We start from the raw sequence: 21,702 nt of genomic DNA on the forward strand, positions 1-21,702 counted from the left end.
TCAATTCATAAAAGAAACAGCTGCGATCAAGCTGCGGGCCTGGATGTTTACGTAATTATTAAACTTAATGAAGGTTTGCAGTTGGTTTAGCGTCATCCAGATATAATTTTCTGGAAGCTCCATCCCCACATCGTCACCTGCTAGTACAAGCATATTTCTGTTCTGCTCTCTATAAAATCGCCCCCCCTCCTCTGATTGGATAGTGTCAAAAATAATTTGTTCAGGCTTTGCATCTAATACATAAGCTAGAAAAGGAAGGCTTTCTATACCCGATATCCTGTAGTTACCTGTTAGGCATTGAACAGTTGGAGCAAATTCAATGATGTCGAAATTTCCAGCTTCTAACTTAGTTTGCACTGCAAAATGTAGCACACCGTCTATTTCCTTGCATACAAATGCACATATACCTTCCTGTGCAGGTTCCACCATGGGTTGGCACCAACTTACCACCTCTCGGTTTTCGATCTGAACTTTTGTAGCAATCACTTTGAAATATTTATCATCAACATGCCTGATGCTGTCGGCTTCAATTTTCCACTCACTCATTGATGATAGTGGAACTTTTTCAACATGCAGTTCTAAGAAACTTTTCTGTTTTGTAATAAACTTAATGATATCGTCGAAAGTATGTAGTGCTTTATCCTGCACCAGTGTGGACTTTAATAGCTTAGAGGCGATCCTGTTTTCTTTCATAGAGGGATTTGTATCATTATAAAAGTCTACAATATCTTCATCTAAATCACCATAAGGTATTCCTGATATTATAGTTCTAGTATCCATGTTCACCAGGTTATCCTCTACCATTAATAGCTTTATTTGCGCCAGTGTGAGCCAAATAAAGTTGTCATAAAGTGGAATATCATGATCCACCTTAATAACGATGTTTCTGTTCCTTTTTTTCAAGAATCTGGCCCCCTGCTCAGACTGAAGCTGGTCGAGAAGTACTTGTTCTGGCTTGGCGTTTACAAATAAGTCTAAATAAGCCGGTGCCTTACCTTTGTGTACTTGGGTATAATTGCTCTTTGTTGCCTGCAGCGTAGGTGATAACTGTACATTATTCACATTACCAGGCTCTATTTTTGCCTGCAGCAAAAAGTGCAGGACACCATCAAATTCTTTTGTTACAAAACCTAAATATCCTATTTCAGGTTGATTGATTATAGGTTGCTCCCATTCACTTACGCCTCCCCAATTCGTTTGAACTTTGATGCCGTCAATAGAGAAGAACTTACCGCTATCGTGTTGCAGGCATCTACCATTCTCTGCGAAATGCCACTGCTCCAGCTGGTCGAATGTGATTTTCTGAACACTGACTAACACCTTTAAGTTTTGTTCTTTAACCCATTCTCTTACCTGAATTACATCATTGAATGGGTTCTTTACAGATAAAGCACTTTGAATGAATTTTATATTTAAGTTATGCTTTTTCATTAATAGGGTTATTTTAGATACATCTTACCTTCTGTTATTTAACTTTACTATAGGGTTATTAGAAGCTATCTCAAAAATACCTTAACATGATTTTCATGCAGGCCAGCAGTACGAAGGCCAAGTAGTTTTTCAGCTTTATACTCATGCCTGACCAATGTTCTTCGAAAGTTGAAGAGCCAGGCAAAGAAGCGCTCCACCTTCCATCTTTTGCGGTAGCGCCTGAGCTTTCGGCCATCCTGCGTCTTTTTTCTGACTCTGTTTTTTCGGTGCGGGGCAATCAGCTCCACGCCCTTCTCCTTTAGCTTCTCATCCAGCTGGTCTGAGTCATAGTCTCTGTCACCGATCAGTCTCTGGGGCATGGGCTTGATAAAGCGCTCTTCCAGCACCTGCTCCACCAGCCCTACTTCGTGAGGAGAGGCGGAGTGGATTGAGACAGATAAAACAAGACCTGCAGCGTCCGTGACTGCCATGAGTTCGGTGCCTTTACCGCGTTTAGTCTTGCCAACAAAAGCCCCCCTTTTTTGGCCATGCAGAAGGAGCCATCAATAAAACATTCGCTCAAATCCACACCGCCTCTCTCCATCAAATCCTTTGCCAAGGCCTCCACCAAGTGCCGCATCACGCCCTGCTGTTGCCACTGCTGAAACCTGCGGTGGCAGGTCTGGTAAGGCGGAAACCGGGCGGGTAAGTCCTTCCAGGGGGCACCGGTACGCAAGATCCACAACACGCCTTCCAGCACCTGACGCTTGTTTCTGGCCGGTCTGCCGCGCCCGTCAGCTCGTTTCATAGGATCCGGAATCAGATCCTGTATCCTTTCTCATTGCTCATTTGTTAGCTCCATGAGCAACTAACAAGAGAATCTAAAACCTAATTCCTATTTTTGAGATAGCTACTAGTCAGTAAGTTTCATGCCCCTCTACTGGGGTTAAAATTGATTTTGTAGCTAGTATCATCTTTTTAAAACAAGTTTTTTAAAATCTACAGTAGCTGGCATTTTAGATAAATAGCTAATACTTAAATAAATACCAAAGTACAATATTCCTACTATAGAAATTCTGATTACATCAATTGAAACATTAGGTTTGAAATAATGATTATCTACAGTCCAAATGACTACACCAACTATTAAAGCTAATAATATTTCAGGTAAAATATCTTTCAGTTGCTCCCCTACATAATAGTTTATCATTCTACCACTATACCATGTATTTATAAAAAAAGCGATAAATGAAAAAATTAATTGGAAGTATAATAGTCCATAAATTCCAAATGGTACAGCACAGACTATACCTATCGTAATGATAACTTTTTTTATGATTTCTAATTTTAAGAAAACATCACTCCTACCTTTTACTTTCAAAATGTTTAAATTATAGGAATTAAGTGGATACATAATACCTACTGCGCAGAGAATTTGAAAGTATGGAACAGCTGGAAGCCATTTCTCTCCAATAAGGAAACGGAAGAGCGGCTCAGCAATAATTGCTAAAAGCACCAATATAGGAGCAATCCAAAATATCACCTGAAGCATTAATTTCTGATATGCCATTTTTAATTTAGCATCATTATCCTGGATTGATGAAAACAATGGATATGTAACCTTATTTAAGGCCTTGGATATATTGTCGACAGGTAATTGTTTGAGAGATTGTGCTCTGGTGTAGAAGCCAAGTTGTGCAGCAGAGAAATATTTACCAATAATTATATTATAAACGTTAATATAAATAACCTCCAGAATACCTGAAAGTGTTAATTTGTAACCGAAATTAAAATGTGTTATATATCTCTCCTTATCAAATAAGATACTTGGGCGCCAGCCACTTCGTAACCATAATTGAACTGCTGATAATAATGACTGGAAGAGATTCATATAAACTAAACTCCATACTCCAAACCCATTAAAAGCTAATACAACTCCTAAAATTCCTCCTCCGATAATTGATGGTATTCGAATTGTCATTAATAGTTTAAAGTTCATTTCTTTTGACAATCGAATTCCTTGAACACTTACAAAAGCATTAATGATAAAAGTCAAGGAATATACCCTAATCATATCAATAAGAATACTCTTATTGTAAAAATCAGCTATCAAGGGAGCACAAAAAAATAAGATAATATAGATGACGATACTTGCAGCTAAATTTATGAAGAACACAGTAGAAAAGTCACGTTGATCTGGATTTACAGTTCTAATCAATGAAGAAGTTAATCCACTATCCACAAGGGTCCCCCCCAAACTAATAAAAATAGACAACATACCTATTAGACCAAAATCTTCTGGCATAAGTAATCTTGCTAACACGATGGAGACAATGAAATTAATCGCTTGTACTCCAAATTGCTGGCAGAACGTCCAGAAAAGGCCTGATATTGTTTTTTGACTTAAACTCACTTATTATTATTTTATCCCAAAAGTCTTAATAAATACTCGCCGTAGCCGCTCTTGCGCAGCGGATCAGCCACTTTGCGCAGCTGCTCTTCATTTATAAAGCCCATGCGCCAGGCCACTTCCTCGATGCACCCAATCTTGAGGCCCTGCCGCTCCTCGATCACCTGCACAAAGGTAGCCGCCTGCATCAGGGACTGGATGGTGCCCGTGTCGAGCCAGGCGGTGCCGCGGTTGAGCACGCCCACCTGCAGCTTGCCCCGTTTCAGGTACTCCTTGTTCACGTCCGTGATCTCGTACTCGCCGCGCGGGCTGGGTTTCAGGTTCTTGGCAATCTCTACCACTTCGTTGTCATAGAAGTATAAACCGGGCACCGCGTAGCTGCTCTTCGGCTCCCGGGGCTTCTCCTCTATCGAGATGGCCTTCATTTGCTCATCAAACTCCACCACGCCGTAGCGCTCAGGGTCGTGCACGTGGTAGGCGTAGATCACGCCGCCGTCCGGGTCTGCGTTAGCCTGCAGCAGCTTACTCATACCTGCTCCGTAGAAAATGTTATCGCCCAGCACCAGCGCTACCTTGTCGTCTCCTATGAACTCCTCCCCGATCACGAAGGCCTGCGCCAACCCATTAGGCACTTCCTGCACCTTGTAGCTGAACTTGCAGCCGATCTGGCTGCCGTCGCCCAGCAGGCGCTCAAACATAGGCAGGTCGTGGGGCGTGGAGATGATCAGGATCTCGCGGATGCCCGCCAGCATGAGCGTGGAAAGCGGGTAGTAGATCATCGGCTTGTCGTAAACCGGCATCAGCTGCTTGCTCACGGCCAGCGTAAGCGGGTGCAGCCGGGTGCCGGAGCCGCCGGCAAGTATGACTCCTTTCATGTAATCTACACTTTAGTTGGTAAACTGGACAGAGAAGTATGGTTCTTACAACCTCGCATCTGCCAACTCCTTCGGCAAAACTCCCTTCACATCATAAACCACAGCATTCGGCTTACAAAGCTTAGTCAAATCCAGCTTCTCAAACTCCTTATGCGATACTGCCAGAATAACGGCATCATAAGTAGTAGTTTCATCAAGGGTGGTAGAAGAATCCCATCCATATTCATGCTTCACTTCTTCAGGTGTCGCCCAAGGGTCATAAATAGAAAGGTTCATATTGTAATCCTTAAGTGTGGCCAAGATATCTACTACTTTCGTATTGCGCACATCCGGGCAGTTTTCTTTAAAAGTGATGCCAAGGATAAGCACATTCGCATTCTTAACCGGGATATCCTTTTTCACCATCAGCTTCACTACTTCATGGGCTACATACGCTCCCATGCCATCGTTAAGCCTTCTACCAGCAAGTATAATTTCCGGGTGATAGCCAACTTCCTGCGCCTTCTGGGCCAGGTAATAAGGGTCAACACCAATGCAGTGCCCTCCTACCAGGCCGGGTTTAAACTTCAGGAAATTCCACTTAGTACCGGCGGCTTGTAGCACATCATCCGTATCAATGCCCAGTCGATTGAAGATCTTAGCCAGTTCGTTTACAAAGGCAATGTTAATATCGCGCTGGGCATTTTCTATAACCTTCGCAGCTTCCGCTACTTTAATAGATGTAGCCTTATGTGTCCCGGCTGTGATTACCGAATTGTACAACGCATCTACCTTATCTGCAGCCTCTGGCGTAGAGCCTGAGGTAATTTTCAAAATTTTAGCAACTGTGTGTTCCTTATCGCCAGGATTGATGCGTTCGGGAGAATAACCAGCATAAAAATCTTCATTGAATGTTAAGCCGGACACTCTTTCTAGCACTGGAACGCATTCATCTTCTGTTACACCAGGATACACCGTTGATTCATAGATTACTATATCGCCTTTTTTCAGCACCTTGCCTACAGTTTCGCTGGCTTTGAAAAGTGGGGTCAAATCAGGGCGATTATGCTTGTCTACTGGTGTTGGGACTGTAATAATGTAGAAATTACACGTTCCGATCTGCTCCAACTGATTCGTTACAACCAGCCCTTTATCTGCAGAGCAATCCTGAGTAAGCACCTCGGCCAGCAGTTGGTCCGAGACTTCTAAGGTACTATCGTGTCCCGCCTTTAAGCCAGCTATACGTTGCTGGTTAATATCAAATCCGAATGTTTTAAACTGCTTTGCGAATTCTACCGCAAGGGGAAGACCAACGTAACCAAGTCCGATGACCGCAATCTTGGCATTTTGTATTTCTGCTAGCATAAAGAGCTTTACTGATAGTTGATTTTAGAAGGTTAGCATTAACTCATTTTAAGCAATTACGCTATCCGCCAAAAGCAAATTTACCTTTATCCCCCGACTTTAACAGGTTTTTGGTGCAAATTTTCTAGGTCTTAACATTTACTTAACTGGCAAAAAGCTATTACAGCTGCAATGAGCAAGCACGCTTATACGGCTCTTCTGCTACTAGGGTTTTTAAATAAAGGAGCTTGATTTGCTACAGATGCACTAGTTAGGATTTTTGACAGGAGATAATTCTTCTGAAAGCCAGGCGGATAAAACTGGAAAAATAATTTTCTTGAGCACTGATTTATTTAAGAAATTCAAGACCTCAGTTACTACAAAAAACAAAGAGCCGCTGGTAATAGCGGCTCCTTAAAAATGTAATGTTATGCGACTACCCTAATTCCGCACCGCGATCATCAGACCCAGCTCTTTGTAACGCATACCAAACTTCTTGGCGATATGGGCGTTGGTGAGGCTGCCTTTGTAGATGTAGACACCGCTGCGGTAGTGGTCGTTCATGAAGAGCACCTCGTTGATGCCGCCATACTTGGAAAACTCGGTGAAGATTGGCGTAAAGATATTGGAAAGCGCCTGCGTGGCCGTACGCGGAACGCGGGAAGGTATATTCGGTACGCAGTAATGGATCACATCATATTTGCGATAGATCGGGCGTGAGTGTGAGGTAATCTCGGAGGTTTCAAAGCAGCCGCCCTGATCGATACACACGTCGATGATGATAGAACCGGGGTTCATCTGGGCCACTACGCTTTCTTCCACCACGCAGGTGATCTGCCCTTCGTCAGCCACAAAAGCCCCAATCACCACATCCGCCTGCTTTATCTCATTGTACATGATGGCTTTATCCAGGGTAGAGGTAAAAATCTGGGCGTTTACGTTGTGCTTCAGTCGACGAAGCTTGTATATATGGTTGTCAAAGACCCGTACTTCTGCGCCCAGGCCCAAAGCAGCGCGGGTAGCGAATTCGGCAACAGAGCCTGCACCAAGTATAACTACCTTGGTTGGGGCTACGCCAGTAATACCTCCAAGTATGATTCCTTTTCCTTCGTTGCTGCTGCTCAGGTACTCGGCGGCCACCATCATCACGGTGCTGCCGGCAATCTCGCTCATGGCGCGCACTACGGGTTTGGCATCCGATTTATCCCGGATCAGCTCGAATGAGATGGCATTTATTTTCTTGCGGAGCAGGGCGTTGATGTAGTCGGAGGTGAGGTTGCCGAAGTGCACGGCAGAGATAAGGGTTTGGCCGGGGCGCAGGTACTCGATCTCGTCGTAGGTTGGCGGTGCTATTTTAAGTATGATATCGGCTTCGTATACTTCCTCGGTGGAGTATACGATTTTAGCGCCAGCTTCGGAGTACTCGTTGTCGGAATACTTGGAGTGGCTGCCGGCTCCTGCTTCGATATGGAAGCGGTGTCCCTGGTCGGTTAGCTGTTTAACGGAGTCAGGCGTAAGGCCTACACGGTTTTCCTGGAAAGAATTCTCCTTCGGGATACCTACAAACAAGCTGCGGCGCCTCTCCTCCACGGCCATCATCGACTCTTTTGGGTACAGCGCCTGGCTGGTGGCCAACTTCCCTAACTCTACGGCAAACTTCTCCGTCATACTTTATTTGTTAATAGCTTTATTTTTGCCTTATCTTGGATACAGCCCCGTTCAGAGGACTGGAGGTTAGCACTTGTTTTCATAGATAAACTCCAGCAATACCCCATTATAGTAATTACCCCACGCTGGTGCGAGCTTGTAGCTCGTACTTATTATTATGCAGTGGTACGAGCTACAAGCTCGCACCAGCAAAAGCAGCTTATACCAATTATACTTATACTTCAAGCGCGTACTAGCAGCAGTTTAAGTATTCGCCTCAAAGCAACCGTTCCCGCGCGGACAGGTCGCGACCTGTCCCTACAAACATGCTTGTACTTATATCTATCATATAGCGGTACGAGCTACAATCTCGCACTAGCAAAAGAGTTCATACTTATACTTTATACTTCAACAGCACGAGCTGCAAGCTCGCAGTAGCGTAAAAGCAAAAACAACTTTCTAACCTCACAACCTTCTAACTTTCTAACTCCAAAACTCTCTACCTCCCAACCTCTCTAACTTCCAACCTTCTCTCCTTTCCTTCGTCGTCCACATCCAGCTGCACAAGCAGGTAGCGCTCCGGCAGCAGGTTTGGGATCATGGATGGCCACTCGATCAGGCAGAGGTTTCCGGACTCAAAATATTCAGGAGCCCCGATATCCAGCGCTTCCCGCTCATCGTTGATTCTATAAAAATCGAAATGGTAAATTAGTTTCCCGGCAGCGCCTTCGTACTCATTTACAAGGGCAAAGGTAGGGCTGCTCACGTTCTCTTGCACACCCAGTTGGCGGCATAGTTCTTTGATCAGCGTGGTTTTGCCTGCACCCATCGGGCCTTCAAACAGAATTATCGGCTCCGATTTGGCTTCCTCTATAAGCACAGAAGCCGCCGCTGGAAGATCTTCCAACGACGACATCTTGATTTCTGCTCTTACAACACCAGTGTTATACATTCTTCGGTGAAAGCGTTATGTAAGGTATAATCATCTCCTCCAACGACACGCCCCCGTGCTGGAAGGTATCCTTGTAGTAGTTTACGTAATAGTTATAGTTATTCGGGTACGCGAAGAAGTAATCCTCTATCGCGAATACAAACGTAGTGGAAACGTTGGCTTTAGGCAAGAAAAATCTCTCCGGCTTGCGCACTGTAAACACATCTTTGTCGGTATAACCCAGGTTTTTACCGTGCTTGTAGCGCAGGTTGGTGTTCGTGTTTCTATCGCCGATGATCTTGAACGGCCTTTTTACCCGGATGGTGCCGTGGTCTGTGGTGATGATCAGCTTGCCTTTTTTATCTGCAATGGCCTTCAGCGTATCGAACAGTGGCGAGTGCAGGAACCAGGATTTGGTGATAGAGCGGTACGCCGACTCGTCCGGAGCCAGTTCGCGCACCATGTTGCTGTCGGTGCGTGCATGCGAGAGCATATCCACGAAGTTATACACGATCACATTCAGCTTGTTGTTATCCAGGTTACTGAATTTGCTGAGCAAATCGCGGCCAGCCTGCACATTGGTAATTTTATGGTAGCTATGCTTATCCGTTACGCGGTTCTGCTGGAACTGAATGTCCAGAAAATCGGCTTCATGCAGGTTTTTACCTTCCTCCTCGTCATCGCCTACCCACATGTTCGGGTATTTTTTCTGAATTTCGGTAGGCAGCATACCCGAGAAAATGGCGTTACGGGCATAGGCCGTGGTGGTCGGAAGTATGGAATAGAACATCTCCTCGGAATCCACAGTGAAGTATTCTGAGATCAGCGGCTCCAGCACCTTCCATTGGTCATAGCGCAGGTTGTCTATCAGCAGGAAGTATACAGGGCGTTCGGTCTCCTTCATTAAAGGGAACACGCGTTTTTTAAACAGTTGGTGCGACATCAGGGGAGCTTCCTCATCGCCATCCATCCAGTCTTCGTAATTATCCATGATAAACTTAGCGAAGTTTGAGTTAGCCTCATCCTTCTGCATGTTAATCACGTCGGCCATACTTTTATTCTCCGTCTCGTCGATCTCCAGCTCCCAGTACACCAGCTTTTTGTAGATATCTGCCCACTCGTGCTGGCTCAGGCGCTCGCCAAAAGCCATGCCCAGCTGCCGGAAATCGCGCTGGTAGCTCATGTTGGTTTTCTCGCTTACGAGGCGCTTGTTCTCCAGCACTTTTTTAACCGAAAGCAGAATCTGGTTCGGGTTAAGCGGCTTAATCAGGTAATCAGTGATCTTGGAACCGATAGCCTCTTCCATAATGTGCTCTTCCTCGCTTTTGGTGATCATGATCACGGGCACGGCGGGGCGTATGGTTTTCAGCTCGTTCAGGGTTTCCAGGCCGCTGATGCCGGGCATGTTCTCGTCCAGGAAAACGATATCAAAACTGCGGTCACGGAACTCTTCAATAGCATCGGCACCACTGTTTACTGGGGTAATATCATACCCGCGATCCTCTAGAAAAAGGATGTGCGGTTTGAGCAGGTCGATCTCATCATCGGCCCATAAAATATTGTATCTTTGCATAGTTTTATACTTGTGTAAGTATGGCTAAAAATGTTAACTGGTTACAGCGCTTGCTTGTTTAAAAAACGAATAGCAACACCCTATATTAAACCATAACAACCAAAAGTAGTTATTAATTGCCTTGCACCTGGCTGGCTGGCTAAAGTAGTCGGTTCTGCCGCAAAGCAGTTTGATCTAATAACTGCCCCCTTGAGGGCAGTTTGCAAAAAGTATAGCTCTTCTAGACATAACGCTAATAAACTACGCTTACAAAGCTGCGTTAGAAGCATTACTTTTGCATTACATACTACCCAATATCTTTCTGTGAATAAAAAGAAGCTTTTCAACGACCCGGTATACGGTTTTATCACGGCTCCGACCGAGCTCACGTTCGATATTATAGAGCATCCATACTTTCAGCGCCTGCGCCGCATTAAGCAGCTTGGCCTCACGGATATGGTTTACCCTGGGGCGCTTCACACCCGTTTTCACCATGCCCTGGGCGCCATGCACCTCATGGATACGGCTCTGAATACCCTGCGCAGTAAAAATAACGAAATTAACGATACTGAATACGAGGCCTCACTTATCGCCATTCTGCTGCACGATGTGGGCCATGGTCCGTTTTCGCATGCCCTGGAAACTGCCATCTTTAAGAATGTGCACCACGAGCACCTCTCGATGCACATCATGCACTTACTCAACGAGCAATTCAACGGAAAGCTGAGCCTGGCCATCGATATTTTTCAAAACAAGTACCACCGGCGCTTCTTTCATGAGTTGGTATCGAGCCAGCTGGATGTGGACCGCCTGGACTACCTCAACCGCGATAGCTTTTACACCGGCGTGTATGAAGGCAAGATTGGCGCTGACCGCATCATAAAGATGCTGGACATAGCCAACGATAAGCTGGTGGTAGAGGAAAAGGCCATTTATAGTATAGAGAATTTCCTGGTGAGCCGCCGCCTGATGTACTGGCAAGTATACCTGCACAAAACCGTAATCAGTGCCGAGCACATGGTGCTGCGCGTGGTGCAACGTGCCCGCGAGCTGATGCAGCGCGGCGTAAACGTGCCGGCAAGCGCAAACCTGCGCTTCTTCCTGTCCTCAGACCTGACCATGGAAGACTTTAAGCGCGACAAAAGTATACTTGAACGCTTCGTAGCTTTGGACGACCACGATATTTGGGGCGGTATTAAGGAGTGGGCCACCCACCCGGACTTTATACTTTCTTACTTGGCGCAAAGCATCCTGAGCCGCAAACTCTTTAAAGTATACCTTTCCAACAAACCTATAGAGCAGGAAATGCTGCTTGGCATAAGTGAGTTGGTGCAGGAGAAGTATAAAGTCTCGGAAGAAGACGTAAAATACCTGATGATCTCTGGTAAGATCAGCAACAACGCGTACGATGTGGAAGGCCAGACTATAAACATGCTCACCAAAACCGGTTATGTGGTAGATGTGGCAGAAGCCTCCGACCTGCCAAACATCCGGGGCCTGAGCCATAAAGTAGAAAAGCACTTCGTCTGCTATCCTAAAGAAGTGGCGCATTAAGCAGTACCGGTTTTATACTTTATCAAACAAGCCTGGCAAGTTTACTTGCCAGGCTTGTTTGATTTAAAGCAACACCAAAGCATTAGGCTTGCTTGCTACTTATTTCGCTCACAAAAAGATGAAATAAGCAAGTATTAGAAAGCAAGGTAAAAATCCTGCCCCCGGTTGATTTAACTACTCAAAAAGCAACGCGGGTAAATAATATGTTGCCTTACTGAAAAACTGCAGAAAGCAATCTTATCCTGAATACAAGACATTTCTGCCCTCAAATTCCCTCCCCTTACTAAACTATATTCTAATGCAGCATGTGCTGGCCGCTAAGTTTTTGTTAAGTTTGCACCCCCAAAGCGTTAGCGTTTTTGAGTTTTTGCTCTAATTTTACAAAATGGAATTTACTGTTCAACAGATAGCTGACCTGCTGCAGGGCAAGGTAGAGGGAGATAATTCTGTCAAGGTCAGAACTTTAGCCAAAATTGAGGAAGCACAGCAAGGTGCCTTGGCTTTCTTGTCAAATCCAAAGTATGAAGCACACCTTTATAGCACCAATGCGAGCGCTATTATCGTTTCGGAACAACTGAAACTTAAGGGTGCGGTACATGCTACGCTCATTCGTGTAGAGGACCCATACTCTAGTTTCTCCACGCTGCTGCACTATTACCAAACCGCCTTGCTAGCCTCTAAAACCGGGGTGGAGGAGCCTTGCTTCATAGGCCAGGGCAGCCAGATTGGCGAGAATCACTACCGCGGCGCTTTTTCCTATATCGGCAACAACTGCAAGATCGGTGAAAACGTGCGTATTTTCCCACAGGCATACATCGGCGATAACGTGCAGATCGGTGATAATACCACCATTTTTGCAGGAGTAAAACTATACGCAAATACCGTGGTGGGCAGCAACTGCACCATACATTCCGGCGCCGTAATTGGCAGCGACGGTTTTGGCTGGGCACCTCAGCCAGACGGAAGCTACAAGGCCGTGCCGCAAATCGGAAATGTAGTGCTGGAGGACAATATATCCATCGGGGCTAATACCGCCATAGATTGCGCCACCATGGGCTCCACCATTATCCGTAAAGGCTCTAAAATTGATAACCTTGTACAGATTGCCCATAACGTGGAAGTAGGCCAGCATACGGTTATCGCTTCGCAGTCAGGCATTTCAGGCTCAACAAAAGTTGGCGACAATTGCGTAATTGCAGGCCAGGTTGGTATTGTTGGCCATATTTCCATTGCCAATAAAACTACTATTGGCGCACAATCAGGTGTCTCTAAATCGGTGAAACAGGAAGGATTGATCATACAGGGATCGCCTGCCTTTGACTACAAGCAAAACCTGCGCGCCATGACGGTGTTCCGTAAGCTGCCAGAGCTACAGCGCGACCTGGAATTACTGAAGGGGAAAGTATAAATCAACGCGTTACCTAAAAAGCTTTGCCAGTTTAATCCATAAAAATTGGCAATAGCCTATATAAAACCTTAAGTTTGCAGGGCAATGGGCAAATGCTTTCTGAAGCATGGCCCGGCACCCAGGCCGCTTGTTTGCAGCCGCACTTGTTACTAAAAGACAAGCACTTAACACGACTACAGATACGTGAATGAACGATAAACAGCACACCATTAAAGCTCCGGTAACGGTATCGGGGGTTGGGTTGCATACTGGCGTGGTCTCGAACATGACGTTCAAGCCCGCGCCTATCAACCATGGCTACAAGTTCCAGCGCATAGACATGCCAGGCCAGCCAATTGTAAACGCTGACGTGGATAATGTGGTGGACCTGTCGCGTGGCACAACGCTTGAGCAGAACGGTGCCCGCGTAAACACCGTGGAACACACCCTGGCCGCCCTTGTTGGCTTGCAGATAGACAATGTACTTATTGAGCTGGATGGCCCGGAGCCCCCGATCATGGATGGCTCGTCTATCGAGTTCGTAAACGCCTTGCAGGAAGCTGGCCTTCAGGAGCAGAATGCGCTGCGCAACTACTTCGAGATCACACAGGGCATCAGCTACAAAGATGAGGCTCGTGGCGTTGAGATAGCGGCCCTGCCCCTGGATGATTACCGCCTGACGGTAATGGTAGACTACAACTCGCCGGTGCTGGGTAGCCAGCATGCCTCCATCACTGACCTGAACCAATTCGAAAAAGAGATTGCCCCATGCCGCACGTTTGTGTTTTTGCATGAGTTGGAGATCCTCTTCAAGCAAAATTTGATTAAGGGCGGTGACCTGGATAACGCGATTGTGATTGTGGACCGTGTGGTGCAGGAAGAAGAACTAACGCAACTCTCTGAGCTCCTAAAAAAGCCAAAGGTAGCGGTAAAAGAGGAAGGCATTCTGAACAATACCGAGCTGCGTTATAAAAACGAACCTGCGCGCCACAAGCTGCTTGATATGCTAGGTGACCTGGCTCTGATCGGGCGCCCGATTAAAGGGCAGATTCTGGCAGCCAGACCAGGCCATGCCGCAAACGTTGCCTTTGCCAAAAAGGTAAAGAAGATGATCCATGAAGCGACCATCAAGAACGTGCCTACTTACGACCCTAAGAAGAAGCCGGTGATGGATATTAACCAGATTGCTGCTACATTGCCGCATCGGTATCCATTCCTGCTGATTGATAAAATCATCCATTTAGACGAAACGACGGTAACCGGCGTTAAGAATATAACCATGAATGAGCCTTTCTTTCAGGGCCACTTCCCGGGCAACCCCGTGCTGCCTGGCGTGATCCAGATTGAGGCAATGGCTCAGACGGGCGGCATCCTGGTGTTAAACACTGTGGAGAACCCCGAAGATTACTGGACTTACTTCCTGGGCATTGATAAGTGCCGCTTTAAGCGTAAGGTAGTTCCGGGCGACACTATAATTTTTAAATGTGAACTGCTGGCTCCCATAAAGCGCGGTATTGCCAAAATGAGCGGTCAGGCTTTTGTAGCCGGCCAACTGGTAATGGAAGCAGAAATGTCGGCAAGTATAGTAAAGAAAGACGCATGAATCAGCCATTAGCATACGTACATCCAGAGGCTAAAATCGCGCAAAATGTTGTAATTGAGCCATTTGCCACGATCCACAAAAATGTAGAGATCGGCGAAGGTACCTGGATCGGTTCCAACGCTGTGATTATGGAAGGCGCCCGCATCGGAAAGAATTGCAAGATTTTCCCTGGCGCAGTGATCTCTTCTATTCCGCAGGATTTAAAATTTGCCGGCGAGGTGACTACAGCGCACATCGGAGACAATACTGTAATCCGTGAGTATGTAACCGTTAGCCGCGGCACTATTGATAAGATGAAGACCTCTGTGGGCCAGAATTGCCTTGTAATGGCATACGCCCACGTTGCCCATGATTGCATGGTTGGAGACAACTGCATTATTGGTAACTCGGTGCAGATGGCCGGACACGTGGAGGTTGGCGATTTTGCCATCATCAGTGCTACTAGTGCCATTCATCAGTTCGTTAAAATCGGGTCGCACTCCTTTATCTCGGGCGGTTCATTGGTGCTGAAAGACGTGCCTCCGTTTGTGAAGGCTGCCCGTGAGCCACTCTCTTATGCAGGCATAAACTCTATTGGGTTGCGCCGCAGAGGCTATGTGAGCGAGCAGATTAACGATATTCAGCATGTATACCGCCTGCTGTTTATGAATGGCCTTAATAACAGCCAGGCACTCGATAAGATTGAGGTTGAGCTGTCGCCGAGCCGTGAGCGTGACGACATCATTAATTTTGTGCGCAACTCTGGCCGCGGTATCATTAAAGGCTATTTCGCGAAAGATGCAAATTAACCTAACGGGTTTAGGTAAACGTTATAATTACGAGTGGATTTTCCGGAACCTGACTTATACCTTTGAGTCAGGCACCGCTTATGCCATACTTGGGCATAACGGCTCCGGTAAATCCACTCTTCTTACTATTTTAGCCGGGCATAACCTGGCCAGCGAGGGCGAGCTGTCATACCTTGCGTCTGGCAAAACCATTGCCCCGGACCATGCCTACCGCCACCTCTCGCTAACTGCCCCCTATTTGGAGCTTGTGGAAGAGTTTACGCTGCTAGAAATGCTCGACTTCCATACCCGCTTTAAGCCATTGCGCCACAGTTTAAGCAACTTGGATCTCGTGGACCGCATGGGTCTGCAGAAGTCAAAACACAAGTATGTAAAGGACTTCTCATCGGGTATGAAGCAGCGCCTGAAACTAGCCTTAGCCATTTACTCCGACAGCGGCATGCTGCTGCTTGATGAGCCAACCACCAACCTGGACCAGGAAGGCGTTGCCTGGTATCAGGAGCACATTGCTCAAAACCGGGAAGGCCGCCTGATCATAGTCGGGTCCAACATCCAACACGAGTATAGTTTCTGCGACCAGCAACTGCGCATATCTGATTACCACGTAAACTTGGATAAGCGAAAGCCGTAATAAATTGCTTGTTGCTAATGCTAAATGTTAGGTATTTGTATACTTACTTGGCACAGCTATACATCGGGCAGGCTACAAGAAGCTGGTAACAATTCTATAATTTAGCCACAAACGGCTACCAAATTTCGTTTTGGCTGCCTAACTTTGTAATCACACCAAAAGCATACTATGGGACGCGCATTTGAATTCAGAAAAGCCCGTAAATTTAAACGCTGGGATAAAATGTCGAAGGCCTTTACACGCCTTGGCAAAGAGATAGCTATGGCCGTGAAAGAAAGCGGCCCCAACCCTGAAACAAACTCACGCCTGCGTGCGGCCATTCAAAACGCAAAAGGCGTTAACATGCCGAAAGACCGCATTGAGGCTGCCATAAAGAGAGCTTCCTCTAAAGAGGAGAAAGATTACGAAGAAGTAGTATACGAAGGCTATGCGCCGCATGGCATTGCCGTAGTGGTAGAGTGCGCCACTGACAACCTGAACCGTACCGTGGCGAATGTGCGCATGCACTTCTCTAAAGGCGGCGGATCACTGGGCAAAACCGGCTCCCTCGATTTTATGTTTGACCGCAAAGGCATTTTCAAGATTTCTGCAGAGGGCAAAAACCTGGAGGAGCTGGAGCTGGAACTGATTGACTTCGGTGCTGAGGACATTTATGAGCACGAAGGCGAAATCATCATCGAAACGCCGTTTACTGAGTTCGGTAACATGCAGAAAGGACTCGAAGAACTAGGGCTTGAAGTAATCACGGGAGAGGTTCAACGCATCCCTACAACTCGCACCGAACTGACCGAAGAGCAGGAAGAAGAAGTGCTTGGCCTTATCGAGCGCTTCGAAGAAGACGATGACGTGCAGGCTGTATACCACAACATGGCCTAACCACTTATAGGCATACATAGCTATGGCTGCTCAAAGTTCAAGCTTAGGGCAGCCATCTTTTTTTAATTACGCGTAACCAACAGTAACCACCCAAAAACTCCTTTACATGCTCCTCTACATACTTTTTGCGATAGGCTTTGTAATGCTGATTAAAGGTGCAGACCTGTTGGTTGACGGCTCCTCCTCTATCGCCAAACGGTATGGTTTGCCAGATATGGTTGTCGGCCTGACAATCGTTTCTTTCGGAACATCCTTGCCAGAACTAATTATTAACATACTTTCCAGTATGCAGGGGCAGTCGGAGTTGGCCATTGGCAACGTTTTCGGCAGCAATGTGGCCAACCTGCTGCTTATACTTGGTGTAACAGCGCTTATATGCCCGCTGCCCATCAAGCGTAATACTATACTTACTGAGATTCCTTTCTCACTTATAGCAACTTTGCTGGTAGGTTTTTTGGCCAACGCTACTCTGATTGATAACCGTACAGAATTATACATCAGTCGCCTAGATGGCGGGATTCTGCTATTCTTCTTCTTGCTGTTTATGGTATACATCTATAACATAGCAAAAACCAACAAGGATGAGGTATTGCCACATACCGATGACATGCCTCTGATGCCAATCGGCAAATCCATGGTGTATATTGCATTAGGCGCTATTGGCCTTTTCCTGGGCGGAAAGTGGGTTGTTGACGGCGCTGTAGGCATGGCTCAATCGCTGGGGCTTAGTGAGTCTTTTATTGGTCTAACCGTAGTGGCCATCGGTACATCGTTGCCTGAGCTGGTTACCTCGGCTATGGCTGCCTATCGCCGTAATATTGATATTGCAGTAGGCAACGTGGTTGGCTCTAATATTTTCAACCTGCTTTGGATCCTGGGCATTAGCGCCCTGATAAACCCACTGCCTTTTGATGTGGTCAATAATTCAGACATTATCATGATGATATTGGCCAGCACTATGCTTATACTTGCCATGCCTTTTGGTAAGCGCAACGCCATCGACCGCTGGAATGGTATCTTCTTTCTGGCAACATACTTTAGCTATATAACATACTTGGTTATGCGTGGGTAAGCAAATACTCACTTTTCTTAATAATCTAATTCCCTTCCTGCTTGTTTATCATTATTTGCTGAAGCTATTTGCTTGCAATTAGCCAATATTAGTTAGGCATTTTCTGCTTTCGCAAGAACTACCTGTATCGTTAAGTTATGACATTTGATACTTCAATCTTCTACCTTTTGCAAATAAACCTCTCGGCCTCTATACATAGAGATTTTCCACCAACAAACCACAAAAATCTTACTATCAGCCATTTAAAAGCAATAATTAATATTTGTAGTAGTCATGACGTAGTGCTTAAGTAGTTAAGCTGTAGATACTTCTTTTGGTTTCCCTTAATTTCTATATAACATTAACCCCACATACTAGTAAGGCAATTAAATCTTACAGTAGTTAGCCAAAGTGAGGTATGTAACATTTTCATCAGGAACTCTGCACCTAATTCAGTAATTGATTAATCACGAACAAGAGTAAACCCAAGCTCACCTAATATAATAACCCATGAAGAAACATTTATACACAGTATTGGGCTACCTTACCCTGACTGCATGCCTGCATACAACTGCACAAGCAGTTAGCCCTGGCAATCGGCGTTACCTGCCTCAGGAAAAAGTGCAGACAGCTTCTGTAACAGGAACAGTAACCGATGAAAACGGTACTGGATTACCGGGAGTAACTGTAGTACTTAAAGGCACAACCAAAGGAACAACCACCGATGTAATGGGTAAGTACTCCTTACCAGTATCGGACGGCAACGGCAGTTTAATCTTTTCATTTATAGGCTACCTCTCGCAAGAAGTACAAATTAATGGCCGTTCCACCATAAGTATCTCTCTTAAGCCGGATGCAAAAGCACTCGAAGAAGTAGTGGTTGTGGGTTACGGAGAGCAGAAAAAAAGCGTGGTTACGGGCGCTATTTCCAGCGTGAAAGCCTCAGACCTAGACAATATGCCCATAACCCGTGTTGAGCAGGCACTACAGGGCAGAGCTTCCGGCCTAACCATCACATCCAGCTCTGGACAACCGGGAGCAGCAGCTACTGTACGGGTACGCGGTACCACTACGATCAATAACAGCGATCCACTTTACGTGGTTGACGGCGTGCCAATTGAGGGTGGCATAGATTACCTGAACCAAGCCGATATAGCTTCTATTGAAGTGCTGAAAGACGCGGCATCGGCTGCTATATATGGTGCGCGTGCCGCAAACGGGGTCATCATAGTTTCTACCAAGAAAGGCGCAAGCGGCAAAATGCAAGTAAACTATAACGGCTACTATGGTGTGCAGGGCCCATGGCGTAAGCTTGATCTGTTAAACGCACGCGAATACGCCACACTGTATAACGAAGCTAGCGTTGCAGGTGGCGGAACCATCCGGTTTCCGAACCCGCAGGAGTTAGGGGAAGGTACAAATTGGCAGGATGCAGTCTTTAGCGATAACTCCCCCATACAAAATCATGAACTTAGTTTATCAGGCGGCGGTGAGAAATCTACGTTCTACTCTTCTTTCGGCTATTTTGACCAAGAAGGCATTGTGGCACCTGAGAACTCGCAGTACAAGCGATTTACAGCCCGTTTTAACTCAAACCATAACATAACCGATGCCATCACCTTCGGAAACAATATTGGGTATACGCGCATATCGGCAGTAGGAATTGAGCCAAACAGTGAGTGGGGTGCACCGCTTACACGTGCCATAAACATGGATCCGCTCACACCACTTATCGAGACAGATCCTAGTAGGCTAAATGCCAGCCCATACGCAGATCAACCAGTGGTGAGGGATGCTCAAGGCAGGCCATATGGTATTTCGCAGTATATCTCTTCGGAGATATTAAACCCAATTGCCGCTTTGCTTGTAGACCAGCGAAGAGGTTGGTCCGATAAAGTTGTAGGTAACGCATATGCCGAAATTGAGCCGTTGAGCGGGTTTAAACTGAGATCTACTATTGGCGTGGACCTGGCTTTTTGGGGCGACCATAGCTTTTCTCCTGTTTTCTACCTGAACACGACAAACAACAATACCCTTAATGATTATACGCGCAACAGCAACAGGGGCTTAAACTGGTTGTGGGAGAACACAGCTTCTTACACGCGTACCTTTGGCAAACATAACGGAACAATACTAGTGGGTACGTCTGCGCAGAAAAACAGCGGAGAAACACAGGGAGGCACAAAATCCGGAATTCCTGTTGCACATTTGGATGATGCATCATTAGCTTTTCCTGTATCAACCGAGAATCAGTTTTTCTGGGGTGGGGAGTATGAAAACACGCTCTCCTCGCTTTTCGGCAGGGTAAATTATAACTACGATGAAAGGTACCTGCTAACTGGTATTGTGCGCCGCGACGGCTCCTCAAGATTTGGCCCAAACAATAAGTATGGTGTATTCCCATCAGTGTCTGTGGGTTGGGTTGCCTCACGCGAAAACTTCTTCCCTCAGAATGACATTGTGAACTTCCTTAAAGTCAGAGGCTCTTATGGTGTGGTAGGTAACAACCAGATAGGTTCATTCAGATACCTGGCTACTGTGGGCGGCGGCCGTAACTATACTATTGGATTTGGGCCAAATGCAGAATTAATTAACGGGGTTAGTCCAAATGCATTGTCAAACCCTGATTTACGCTGGGAGGAAACATCGCAGTTAAACATTGGATTTGAGTCAACGATCTTTAGTGATTTCAGCCTAACAGCTGAATATTACAAGAAAAAAACATCTGATATGCTCCTTGACATTACCATTCCGTGGTACGTGGGTAACATTGGCCCGGTTGGTAACATAGCAGATATGGAGAACAGGGGTTTTGAGATTGAGCTTGGCTATAACAAAACCCTTGGTGAGTTCGACATAAGCCTGGGCGGGAACGCTTCATACTTAGAAAACGAAGTAACATACTTAGGCGGTGATAAAACATTCATTAACAGGCAGACTTTTGGGCCTTCTGGTGAGGTGATTACACGCATTGAGGTTGGCAAACCGGTAGGCTTCCTCTACGGCCTGAAGAATGATGGTATTTTCCAGAACGAGGAAGAAGTAGCAAACTATAAAAACAGCGATGGGCAGTTACTGCAACCCAATGCACTTCCAGGAGATTTCAGAAGAGTAGACGTAAACGGCGACGGCATCATCAACAACGATGACCGCACCATGATCGGTGACCCAACTCCAGACTGGACCTACGGCTTCACGGCTTCTGCAAAATGGAGAAACTTCGACTTACTGGTATTTGGCCAGGGTGTTGCCGGCAACGACGTGTTCCAGGCAATTCGCCGCTACGACCTGCAAGGCGCTAACTGGACAACTGAGGCACTAAGCCGCTGGACTGGCGAAGGCAGCACCAACGAGTTCCCAAGACTTTCCTTCAACGATGTTAACAAGAACTTCAGCAGCAGCTCGGACTTCTATGTGAAGGACGGTTCATACTTTAGAATAAAGGTAATACAGGCAGGCTATTCCTTACCAGAAAACCTTATCAGCAAAATTGGCCTCAGTAAACTGCGTGTATATGTAACCGGAAATAACTTGGTAACCTTCACTAACTACACCGGATACGACCCTGAGATTGGCGGGGGCAGCTTTGGCGTGGACCGTGGTATTTACCCGCAGGCTCGCTCATACATGGCAGGCGTAAACATTGGCTTTTAATCAGTTAAGA

Annotated in this window: 15 protein-coding genes and 1 pseudogene; 8 read left to right on the forward strand and 8 right to left on the reverse strand. The window is 46.2% G+C overall.

Going from position 1 to position 21,702, the window contains the following annotated elements; all coding sequences use genetic code 11:
- The 8 genes and pseudogenes from D1627_RS02725 to porX form a co-directional block, all read right to left on the reverse strand.
- On the reverse strand, window positions 1-1,431 hold the full coding sequence (locus tag D1627_RS02725) for an NDP-hexose 2,3-dehydratase family protein (RefSeq protein ID WP_119430663.1): 1,431 nt from the start codon (window positions 1,429-1,431) through the stop codon (window positions 1-3).
- A 70-nt stretch (window positions 1,432-1,501) separates the two neighbouring features.
- Window positions 1,502-2,218: pseudogene (locus D1627_RS02730) on the reverse strand (IS5 family transposase).
- 162 nt (window positions 2,219-2,380) lie between these two features.
- Complete coding sequence (locus D1627_RS02735) at window positions 2,381-3,823, reverse strand: lipopolysaccharide biosynthesis protein (protein ID WP_119430664.1); 1,443 nt, start codon at window positions 3,821-3,823, stop codon at window positions 2,381-2,383.
- Between the two features lie 11 nt (window positions 3,824-3,834).
- Window positions 3,835-4,695: a glucose-1-phosphate thymidylyltransferase RfbA gene (rfbA, locus tag D1627_RS02740; protein ID WP_119430665.1), complete on the reverse strand. Its 861-nt coding sequence runs from the start codon at window positions 4,693-4,695 to the stop codon at window positions 3,835-3,837.
- Between the two features lie 45 nt (window positions 4,696-4,740).
- Window positions 4,741-6,039: a nucleotide sugar dehydrogenase gene (locus D1627_RS02745; RefSeq protein ID WP_119430666.1), complete on the reverse strand. Its 1,299-nt coding sequence runs from the start codon at window positions 6,037-6,039 to the stop codon at window positions 4,741-4,743.
- Window positions 6,040-6,459: 420 nt separating this feature from the next.
- Window positions 6,460-7,686: an alanine dehydrogenase gene (locus D1627_RS02750; RefSeq protein ID WP_119430667.1), complete on the reverse strand. Its 1,227-nt coding sequence runs from the start codon at window positions 7,684-7,686 to the stop codon at window positions 6,460-6,462.
- 478 nt (window positions 7,687-8,164) lie between these two features.
- A complete protein-coding gene (tsaE, locus tag D1627_RS02755; protein WP_233555486.1) occupies window positions 8,165-8,617 on the reverse strand; it encodes a tRNA (adenosine(37)-N6)-threonylcarbamoyltransferase complex ATPase subunit type 1 TsaE in 453 nt (150 codons plus the stop codon).
- On the reverse strand, window positions 8,610-10,169 hold the full coding sequence (gene porX, locus D1627_RS02760) for a T9SS response regulator signal transducer PorX (protein WP_119430668.1): 1,560 nt from the start codon (window positions 10,167-10,169) through the stop codon (window positions 8,610-8,612). The genes tsaE and porX overlap by 8 nt, the downstream gene beginning before the upstream one ends.
- A 303-nt stretch (window positions 10,170-10,472) precedes the next feature.
- Between porX and D1627_RS02765 the strand changes: the two genes are divergently transcribed.
- The 8 genes from D1627_RS02765 to D1627_RS02800 all read left to right on the forward strand — a co-directional run bounded on the left by D1627_RS02765 (window position 10,473) and on the right by D1627_RS02800 (window position 21,692).
- Window positions 10,473-11,702 (forward strand): HD domain-containing protein, encoded by a 1,230-nt coding sequence (locus D1627_RS02765; protein ID WP_119430669.1) that lies wholly within the window; start codon window positions 10,473-10,475, stop codon window positions 11,700-11,702.
- Between the two features lie 385 nt (window positions 11,703-12,087).
- The gene (gene lpxD, locus D1627_RS02770; protein WP_119430670.1) at window positions 12,088-13,110 is read left to right on the forward strand and encodes a UDP-3-O-(3-hydroxymyristoyl)glucosamine N-acyltransferase; all 1,023 of its coding nucleotides are present in this window, start codon (window positions 12,088-12,090) and stop codon (window positions 13,108-13,110) included.
- A 187-nt stretch (window positions 13,111-13,297) separates the two neighbouring features.
- The gene (locus D1627_RS02775; protein ID WP_119430671.1) at window positions 13,298-14,692 is read left to right on the forward strand and encodes a bifunctional UDP-3-O-[3-hydroxymyristoyl] N-acetylglucosamine deacetylase/3-hydroxyacyl-ACP dehydratase; all 1,395 of its coding nucleotides are present in this window, start codon (window positions 13,298-13,300) and stop codon (window positions 14,690-14,692) included.
- The gene (gene lpxA / locus D1627_RS02780; RefSeq protein ID WP_119430672.1) at window positions 14,689-15,480 is read left to right on the forward strand and encodes an acyl-ACP--UDP-N-acetylglucosamine O-acyltransferase; all 792 of its coding nucleotides are present in this window, start codon (window positions 14,689-14,691) and stop codon (window positions 15,478-15,480) included. The genes D1627_RS02775 and lpxA overlap by 4 nt, the downstream gene beginning before the upstream one ends.
- The gene (locus tag D1627_RS02785) at window positions 15,470-16,111 is read left to right on the forward strand and encodes an ABC transporter ATP-binding protein (protein ID WP_119430673.1); all 642 of its coding nucleotides are present in this window, start codon (window positions 15,470-15,472) and stop codon (window positions 16,109-16,111) included. Before lpxA ends, D1627_RS02785 begins: the two co-directional genes overlap by 11 nt.
- A gap of 168 nt (window positions 16,112-16,279) precedes the next feature.
- Complete coding sequence (locus D1627_RS02790; protein ID WP_119430674.1) at window positions 16,280-16,987, forward strand: YebC/PmpR family DNA-binding transcriptional regulator; 708 nt, start codon at window positions 16,280-16,282, stop codon at window positions 16,985-16,987.
- A gap of 106 nt (window positions 16,988-17,093) precedes the next feature.
- Window positions 17,094-18,059 carry a calcium/sodium antiporter gene (locus tag D1627_RS02795; RefSeq protein WP_119430675.1) on the forward strand — a complete coding sequence of 322 codons (966 nt, stop codon included), beginning with the start codon at window positions 17,094-17,096 and terminating at the stop codon, window positions 18,057-18,059.
- 489 nt (window positions 18,060-18,548) lie between these two features.
- A complete protein-coding gene (locus tag D1627_RS02800) occupies window positions 18,549-21,692 on the forward strand; it encodes a SusC/RagA family TonB-linked outer membrane protein (RefSeq protein ID WP_119430676.1) in 3,144 nt (1,047 codons plus the stop codon).
- Window positions 21,693-21,702 lie beyond the last annotated feature (10 nt).

Origin of the sequence: Pontibacter oryzae, assembly GCF_003576375.1 — a bacterium.
GTDB lineage: Bacteria > Bacteroidota > Bacteroidia > Cytophagales > Hymenobacteraceae > Pontibacter > Pontibacter oryzae.

What these genes read in the sequence shown, in the direction of transcription:
- lpxD (WP_119430670.1), top strand. Translation starts at nt 12,088, where the DNA reads ATGGAATTTACTGTTCAACAGATAGCTGACCTGCTGCAGGGCAAGGTA.
- tsaE (WP_233555486.1), bottom strand. Translation starts at nt 8,617, where the DNA reads ATGTATAACACTGGTGTTGTAAGAGCAGAAATCAAGATGTCGTCGTTG.
- D1627_RS02750 (WP_119430667.1), bottom strand. Translation starts at nt 7,686, where the DNA reads ATGACGGAGAAGTTTGCCGTAGAGTTAGGGAAGTTGGCCACCAGCCAG.
- rfbA (WP_119430665.1), bottom strand. Translation starts at nt 4,695, where the DNA reads ATGAAAGGAGTCATACTTGCCGGCGGCTCCGGCACCCGGCTGCACCCG.
- D1627_RS02725 (WP_119430663.1), bottom strand. Translation starts at nt 1,431, where the DNA reads ATGAAAAAGCATAACTTAAATATAAAATTCATTCAAAGTGCTTTATCT.
- D1627_RS02800 (WP_119430676.1), top strand. Translation starts at nt 18,549, where the DNA reads ATGAAGAAACATTTATACACAGTATTGGGCTACCTTACCCTGACTGCA.
- porX (WP_119430668.1), bottom strand. Translation starts at nt 10,169, where the DNA reads ATGCAAAGATACAATATTTTATGGGCCGATGATGAGATCGACCTGCTC.
- D1627_RS02775 (WP_119430671.1), top strand. Translation starts at nt 13,298, where the DNA reads ATGAACGATAAACAGCACACCATTAAAGCTCCGGTAACGGTATCGGGG.
- D1627_RS02795 (WP_119430675.1), top strand. Translation starts at nt 17,094, where the DNA reads ATGCTCCTCTACATACTTTTTGCGATAGGCTTTGTAATGCTGATTAAA.
- lpxA (WP_119430672.1), top strand. Translation starts at nt 14,689, where the DNA reads ATGAATCAGCCATTAGCATACGTACATCCAGAGGCTAAAATCGCGCAA.
- D1627_RS02785 (WP_119430673.1), top strand. Translation starts at nt 15,470, where the DNA reads ATGCAAATTAACCTAACGGGTTTAGGTAAACGTTATAATTACGAGTGG.
- D1627_RS02745 (WP_119430666.1), bottom strand. Translation starts at nt 6,039, where the DNA reads ATGCTAGCAGAAATACAAAATGCCAAGATTGCGGTCATCGGACTTGGT.
- D1627_RS02790 (WP_119430674.1), top strand. Translation starts at nt 16,280, where the DNA reads ATGGGACGCGCATTTGAATTCAGAAAAGCCCGTAAATTTAAACGCTGG.